Genomic DNA, 6,461 nt, shown 5'->3' on the forward strand with positions numbered 1-6,461 from the left:
GATCATCCATCGCAATCTCGACGAGGCGATGAAGGCGGCGAACATCGTCGACCGCATGTCGGGCGATACGCTGAATGCGCAAGCCAAGGGCTCGGCGCTGTCCAAGTTCGAGAGCGCCAAGCAGCGCTTCTTCAGCCAGGTCCTGGTCTCGATGAAGATCCCAAGCGTGATCCGCTCGATCGAGGAGGAACTGGTGGCAGGCCATGTCGCCGTCGTCCAGCTGGTCACCACGGCGGCGGCCATCCTCGACCGGCGGCTTACCGCGCTTTCGGCGCAGGAACGCGCGCATCTCTTTATCGATGTCTCGCCACTCGACGGCCTCATCGATTATCTCAAGAATGCCTTCCCGACCCGGCAGCTGCGGGCCTTCCGGGCGAGCGACGGGACGATGCGCTCGGAAATGATGGTGGGTGACGATGGCGCGCCGGTTCACTGCCAGGAGGCGCTGGCGTCGCGAGACACGCTGATCGAGCAGCTTTGCGGTATGCCGCCGATCCCGGCCGCGCTCGATGCGCTGCTCGCCCATTTCGGGAGCGAGCAGGTCGCCGAGGTGACGGGCCGTACTCGGCGCATCGTGCTCGACCCGCGCGGCAATCAGAAGCTCGAACCGCGCGGGGCTGGTGCCCGCAAGGCCGACAGCGACGATTTCATGGCGGGCAGGAAGCCGATCCTCGCCTTTTCCGATGCGGGCGGGACCGGGCGGTCCTATCATGCCGATCTCGGCTGCGGCAGCGCGAGCAAACGCCGCATCCACTTCCTGCTCGAACCGGGCTGGAAGGCCGCGACCGCGATCCAGGGGCTGGGGCGCACCCACCGCACCAACCAGGCGAGCCCGCCGGTGTTCCGCCCGGTCACCACCGACTGCAAGGGAGAGCGGCGTTTCATCAGCACGATCGCGCGGCGCCTCGATAGCCTCGGCGCGCTCACCCGCGGCCAGCGCCAGACCGGCGGGCAGAACCTGTTCGATCCGGCCGACAATCTCGAAAGCGATTACGCCCGCGAGGCGCTGACGCAGTGGTATCACCTGCTCCATGCCGGAAAACTGGCGAGCACCAGCCTTGCCGATTTCGAGGCGATGACCGGCCTCAAGCTGGCCGAAGAGCAGGGCGGCGGCCTGCTCGAACGGCTGCCGCCGATCCAGCGCTGGCTCAACCGCATCCTGGCGCTCCGCATCGCCACGCAGAACGCGATCTTCGAGGAATATATCGGTCTCATCCAGGCCCGCGTCGATGCCGCGCGAGAGGCGGGCACGCTCGATCTCGGCGTCGAGACGATCCGAGCCGAGCGGATTGTTCCGCTGTCCGATCAGGTTCTGCGCACCGATCCGCTGACCGGTGCGGAGACCCGCCTGCTGCGGCTCGAACTCCACATGAAACCCCGCACCACGAGCTGGGGCCATCTCATGCACATCTGGCAGGGGACCGAGGACATCGCCTTCTTGCGCAACGGGCGTTCTGGCCGTGTCGCGCTGAGGGTGCCGTCCTGGTCGGTGACCGATGACGAAGGCAGGCCGGTGCCGATGTGCCAGCTGGTCCGCCCGACCGGACACGACCGGATATCGCTGGGCGCGCTCTGGACCAGCCATTGGCAACCGATCGGGCACGAGCAATTCCGGGAACTCTGGGAGGCCGAGGTTGCGGCGGCTTCGGCCGCGCTTGATGTCGAGACGATCAGCCTGGCGACCGGCCTGCTCCTGCCAGTCTGGCACAAGCTCCCCGCCGACGATGTCCGGGTCTGGCGCATCGCCGATGGCAGCGGCGATGCATTGCTCGGCCGTATCGTCATGCCGGCGGCAGTCGAGAAGCTCGAGGGTGAGTTCGGCCTTGCTGCTTCGGTTCGCCTGACGCCTGCCGAACTGATCGCGGCGGCGCGCAGCGACGGAGGCGTGGCCGTGCCGGGCCTCGACGGCGCGCGCCTGGTCTCGGTCTTCGTCAACAACAGCCGCCGGCTCGAACTGCGCAGCGCCCAGCCGCAGGACCGCGAATGGCTGAAGGCGCGCGGATGCTTCACCGAGGTGATCGCCTATGTGACCAGGGTCTTCGTGCCGGTGGACCGGGCCGAGCAGGTTCTCGCGGCCATCGCGGCGTCGCTCTCGGCGCGGGCCTAAACGAACCGGCTATCGTCCGATCGCCTCCAGCCGGATATGATCGGACGGCCCGGAAGGGAAGTGGGGAAGGGGAAAGGCGCTGCCGGATGGTCGGTGGCACTTTCGAAGGAACCCCCATGACCCAGGACGATCCCATTCTCGACCCGCTGTTTGTCGAGAGCTACAACGCGGACCTCGAAGCGCTGAACAGCCCGGCGCGCATCGCGATCACCACGCTCTCTTCCGGCGCCGACGTGTTCGAACTGCTCGACGATGAGGGCCAGTTCGTCACGCTGTTTCCGGCGAGCGCCACGCCGGAAGTGACGGCTGCCGCCTACCGGCTTTACGCCCAGGGCCTCCATCGCGGGCTGCGCACGGGCGAGGAACTTGCCTGGGGCAAACTGCGCCACCTGATCGGTGCTGCGTCCGACGAGCGCTGAGCGCGTGATCCTTCCCATCTTCACCACTTTCCATCTTCAAGCGGGAGAACCATCATGGCTGACAGAGCCAGCGCGTCGATCGAAATCGGCGGCAATATTTCGCGATCCTTGATTCCCGACCTCATCGAGGCGATCGCCTCCGACGGTGGCCGCGCCGACTGGGAGGGCGAACCGCTTCAGGAATCCGACGTTTCCGGCGGTGCGACCGTCGAAGCCTGCGCCTACGAACTGGCCGGTGGCACATTCGACTGGACCGAGGAATTCTGCGAAGAGCACGGCCTCGCCTATGTCCGGAACTCCGGCAGTTGCGGCGGCGCGTTCGGACCCGAACGGGTGATCTTCACCGGCACCGGCGCCGCGGTGCAGTTCGACATGACCGAGAGCGAGGAGATCGTTCTTGCCCGGAGCATGATCCGCGATCTCGGCTCGCTGGAAGCGATCGAGGGCTGGTTCCGCCTTGCCGAGTTCGTGCCGCCGCCGTTCACGATTATCGAGGATGGCGATGAGGCAGCGCCCGTAGAGGAGGCGCTCCATGGCTGACTACTACACCCAGGGCAGCTTCGCCTTCACCTGCAGCCATGCCGAAATGGCGCTGATCGAAGAGGCCTTCCAGGCGAGCCATGACCTCGAGAACGGGGACACGCCGAGCCAGCCGACGCCCGAATTCCTCGCGGCGTTCCCGCCCACATCGCCAGACGATCCCTGGAGCGGCTTTGTCACCTTGTTCGACGATCCCGAGTTTCCCAGTTTCGGAGTCGAGTTCGAGGGCGGCAACACGCTCGACCAGCCCGGCGTCAGCACCGTCTCCATGTGGAGCATGATCGACTTCCAGCCCGCTGCGCTGGCCGCCCTGATCCACCGCTGCTGCCAGGAGACAGTGCGGCAGGCGCCGATCGGGTTCGAATTTGGCTTTTCGTGTTCGCGTGCCAGGCGGGACGGATTCGGCGGCGGATGGTGCGCGGTCTTCGCCGATCGCATCGAAATCGAGACGACCCGCCAGGCGCTTTCACTTGCGCTCGAGGGAGGCATCCTGTGACGGGAATCGTTCTCCCGCCGGACGATCATTGGGCCGAAAGCCCCGATTACCCGCTCGCCGACTGGCAGGCCGAAGTCGCCAATGGCGACACCCGGCTTGGCTATTGGGACTGGGTCGCCGCGCGCTGCGCCTGAACTTCCCCGCAAACCAAAGGACAGTATCATGACTTTATCATCCGCACCGGCGGTGCCTTCGCTGCGCCTCTACAGCCAGACCGACCACGACGAACGCGGCAATTTCCACTACGAGGGGGATCTCCATTGCCCGGCCGACGACCTGCCGGTCCTGTGCCGCCGGATCGAACGGCATCTGGCCAGCCATTTCCCCGAAGTGCGCTTCGCCATCCATAGCCAGCGCTTTTCCGGCGGCCGCAAGATGATTGCCGAGGTGCTCGACGCAACCGAGGATCTGACCACCCGGGAGGCGCAGGATGAGTTCATCACCCGGGTGCGCGACCAGATCGAGCGGTACGGCTACTGCCGCTCCAACTTCTACCAGGACTTCATGGCGGTCTCGTTCTACAACGAAGTGCGCATCGCCCCCGCCTATTGGGCAGCGCTCGCGGCCCGGCGCGGGCAGGCCAATCCCGTCGACAACCTTGTGTCGCTGGCGAGCTTCAAGAAGCGCCTTAAGCCCGGCGACAACCTGACCCTGCTGCACGCGCCCTACCAGCACCGGGCATTGGGCACGGCCCGCAAGGTCATCCAGATCCGCTCGAAGGATTTCGTGTTCGAGGGGCGCAGCTATTGCGACTTTCCCCGCGCCAGCAACTTTGCCTGCGACGGGCGCCTGGTGCGGATCGCCGTCGGCAACGAACACGAGCCGGATGCCCATATTCTTTACGAATGGCGGCCTGCCGCAGCCTGAGCTCCCGGGGCATCGGGAGGAAGGGGGTGGGAGAGGATGAGCGCGGATGCGGCGATGCACCTGCTCATTCCACCTTCCATTTCCAGGAGCAGCTTCATGGCCAGTCTTGCCCGCGTAATCGACCACGATGTCCTCGATCATCCCGCACCTGCCGGTCCGTCCCACGACCGTCCAGTCAGCAGCGGCTACCGCGTCGACATCTCGCGTGGCCGCAATGTCAGCCGCGTTTCGTCCGAATGGTTCTCGCGGCCCGACGATGAACGCTTCCTCTCGCTCACCGATCTCCACGACAGCGTTCGCCGCCGCGCCGACCGCGCCACCACGCGCGTCGTCGAGAGCCGGGCGGTGCGGGTCGAGGCGCGCAGCGACGATCCCGAGCGGCTCTCGCTGATCGCGCCCGGCGACGCCCGGCCAATCGCGCCCACCAACTGGTCGTTCGGCCAGCTCGCCAGCCTGGTCGGCGCGCCTGCGTCCTACCTGCGCACGCTGCCCGCCGCGCTCGCCGGCATCAACATGCAGCACGGCCTGCTCTCCCATCGAGGCGAACAGGTCAAACTGCTCCAGACCGACGATGGCCGCACCGAACTGCGCGCGATTACTGGGCCAGAATACGGTCGTATCTGGGATCACGAACTGGTGAGCGCCGTCATGCGGATCGCCGGCAACGGCGTCGGCGACACGCGCTGGAAGGTCCCGGGCGTGCTCGACTGGGGCAGCATGATTTACAACCCGCATGTCGATGTCAGCATGGAGACCACCACGCTCTATGCTTCGGACCGCGACGTCTTCCTGTTCCTGGTCGATGACACCCATCCGATCGAGGCCGGCAAGCTCCCCAACGGCGAGCCCGATCTCTACTTTCGAGGCTTCTACTGCTGGAACTCAGAAGTCGGTTCGAAGTCGCTGGGAATCGCGACCTTTTACCTGCGTGCGGTATGCATGAATCGCAACCTGTGGGGTGTCGAGAATTTCGAGGAGATCAACATCCGTCACTCGAAATTCGCCGCCAACCGTTTTGCGCACGAGGCCGCGCCCGCGCTCGAACACTTCGCCGACTCCTCGCCGCGCAGCTTCGTCGATGGCATCAAGCAGGCGCGCGAGCGGATCGTCGCCCGCAAGGATGATGACCGCGAGGACTTCCTGAGAAAGCGCGGCTTCTCCAAGGCCGAGACCTCGAAGATCATCACCGCGGTGCTGGTCGAGGAAGGCTATCCGCCCGAAAGCCTCTACGATTTCGTGCAGGGCATCACCGCGCATGCCCGGACCAAGACCAATCAGGACAGCCGGCTCGAACTCGAGGGCAAGGCGCGCAAGCTGCTCGAACGGGTCAACTGAATCGGCCCATCCCCCGTCGGCCGTCTTCGTCAGGTGGCGGCCGACACCCTTCCAATGCGCCCGGAAAGGAACCTCCCTTGGAAATCGGCCGCCATCTCGTGCTGAGCACCGTCCATGTCTCGATGAAAACCGCCGACCTGCTCGATGGTTGGGCTACGCTTGAACCGTCGAGCCGGCCGCTGGCGGTCGCTTCGACGCACTATGGCTGGTTCATCCCGACCCGCGAGGCCGAAGAGCCCGATCGGGAGCAGATCCCGGACGAAGTGCTCGCCGCGATGCGGGTCGGGCGCGAGCAGGGCTGCGATTACCTGCTGTTTGACTGCGATGCCGGCGAAGTCGATGGCTTGCCGAAGTTCCCCTGGTAGGCCTCCCATGCTGACCGCTGCCAGCCATCTGTCGGCCCTGGTCGTTGCCGCCTGGGGCATGGGTGTCGACAGCACGGCCATGATCATCGAATGGGTCGCGCGGGGCCTGCCGCTTTCGGTTGTGCTGACCGCCGATACCGGGACCGAGCGCGAGGAAACCTACGCGTTCCTGCCCCTGTTCCAGCAATGGATGATCGCGGCATCGAGCATCATATGGTGCGCTACACGCCGCGCCGTTTCAAGCATTGGCCGCCTTATTTCACCTTGCTCGAAAACTGCCTGACCAACGCGACGCTGCCTTCGATCAGCTTCGGCCGCCACTCTTGCAGCTT

General features: G+C 65.6%; 8 protein-coding genes and 1 pseudogene. All 9 read left to right on the forward strand.

Going from position 1 to position 6,461, the window contains the following annotated elements:
* Positions 1-2,107 (forward strand): strawberry notch C-terminal domain-containing protein (locus NN5_RS23665; protein WP_245656680.1); only part of this gene is annotated, 2,107 nt, incomplete at its 5' end.
* Between the two features lie 116 nt (positions 2,108-2,223).
* The gene (locus NN5_RS23670; RefSeq protein ID WP_013833362.1) at positions 2,224-2,526 is read left to right on the forward strand and encodes a hypothetical protein; all 303 of its coding nucleotides are present in this window, start codon (positions 2,224-2,226) and stop codon (positions 2,524-2,526) included.
* A 54-nt stretch (positions 2,527-2,580) separates the two neighbouring features.
* Positions 2,581-3,066 (forward strand): hypothetical protein, encoded by a 486-nt coding sequence (locus NN5_RS23675; RefSeq protein WP_013833363.1) that lies wholly within the window; start codon positions 2,581-2,583, stop codon positions 3,064-3,066.
* The gene (locus tag NN5_RS23680; RefSeq protein WP_013833364.1) at positions 3,059-3,562 is read left to right on the forward strand and encodes a hypothetical protein; all 504 of its coding nucleotides are present in this window, start codon (positions 3,059-3,061) and stop codon (positions 3,560-3,562) included. Before NN5_RS23675 ends, NN5_RS23680 begins: the two co-directional genes overlap by 8 nt.
* Entirely contained in the window at positions 3,559-3,696 is a 138-nt protein-coding gene (locus NN5_RS26700; RefSeq protein WP_198409094.1) for a hypothetical protein, read from the forward strand. The genes NN5_RS23680 and NN5_RS26700 overlap by 4 nt, the downstream gene beginning before the upstream one ends.
* A 28-nt stretch (positions 3,697-3,724) precedes the next feature.
* Complete coding sequence (locus NN5_RS23685) at positions 3,725-4,429, forward strand: hypothetical protein (RefSeq protein WP_013833365.1); 705 nt, start codon at positions 3,725-3,727, stop codon at positions 4,427-4,429.
* A 96-nt stretch (positions 4,430-4,525) separates the two neighbouring features.
* Positions 4,526-5,764 carry a DUF932 domain-containing protein gene (locus tag NN5_RS23690; protein ID WP_174523931.1) on the forward strand — a complete coding sequence of 413 codons (1,239 nt, stop codon included), beginning with the start codon at positions 4,526-4,528 and terminating at the stop codon, positions 5,762-5,764.
* A gap of 77 nt (positions 5,765-5,841) precedes the next feature.
* Positions 5,842-6,129: a DUF5983 family protein gene (locus tag NN5_RS23695; RefSeq protein ID WP_013833368.1), complete on the forward strand. Its 288-nt coding sequence runs from the start codon at positions 5,842-5,844 to the stop codon at positions 6,127-6,129.
* A gap of 7 nt (positions 6,130-6,136) precedes the next feature.
* Positions 6,137-6,461: pseudogene (locus tag NN5_RS23700) on the forward strand (hypothetical protein); the annotation flags it as partial.

The sequence above is a fragment of the Novosphingobium naphthalenivorans NBRC 102051 genome, assembly GCF_001590985.1.
In the GTDB taxonomy this organism is placed as follows: Bacteria; Pseudomonadota; Alphaproteobacteria; order Sphingomonadales; family Sphingomonadaceae; genus Novosphingobium; species Novosphingobium naphthalenivorans.

Bases quoted from the DNA above. Each gene is read 5' to 3' on its own strand.
- NN5_RS23670 (WP_013833362.1), top strand. From the start codon at position 2,224: ATGACCCAGGACGATCCCATTCTCGACCCGCTGTTTGTCGAGAGCTAC.
- NN5_RS23675 (WP_013833363.1), top strand. From the start codon at position 2,581: ATGGCTGACAGAGCCAGCGCGTCGATCGAAATCGGCGGCAATATTTCG.
- NN5_RS23680 (WP_013833364.1), top strand. From the start codon at position 3,059: ATGGCTGACTACTACACCCAGGGCAGCTTCGCCTTCACCTGCAGCCAT.
- NN5_RS23685 (WP_013833365.1), top strand. From the start codon at position 3,725: ATGACTTTATCATCCGCACCGGCGGTGCCTTCGCTGCGCCTCTACAGC.
- NN5_RS23690 (WP_174523931.1), top strand. From the start codon at position 4,526: ATGGCCAGTCTTGCCCGCGTAATCGACCACGATGTCCTCGATCATCCC.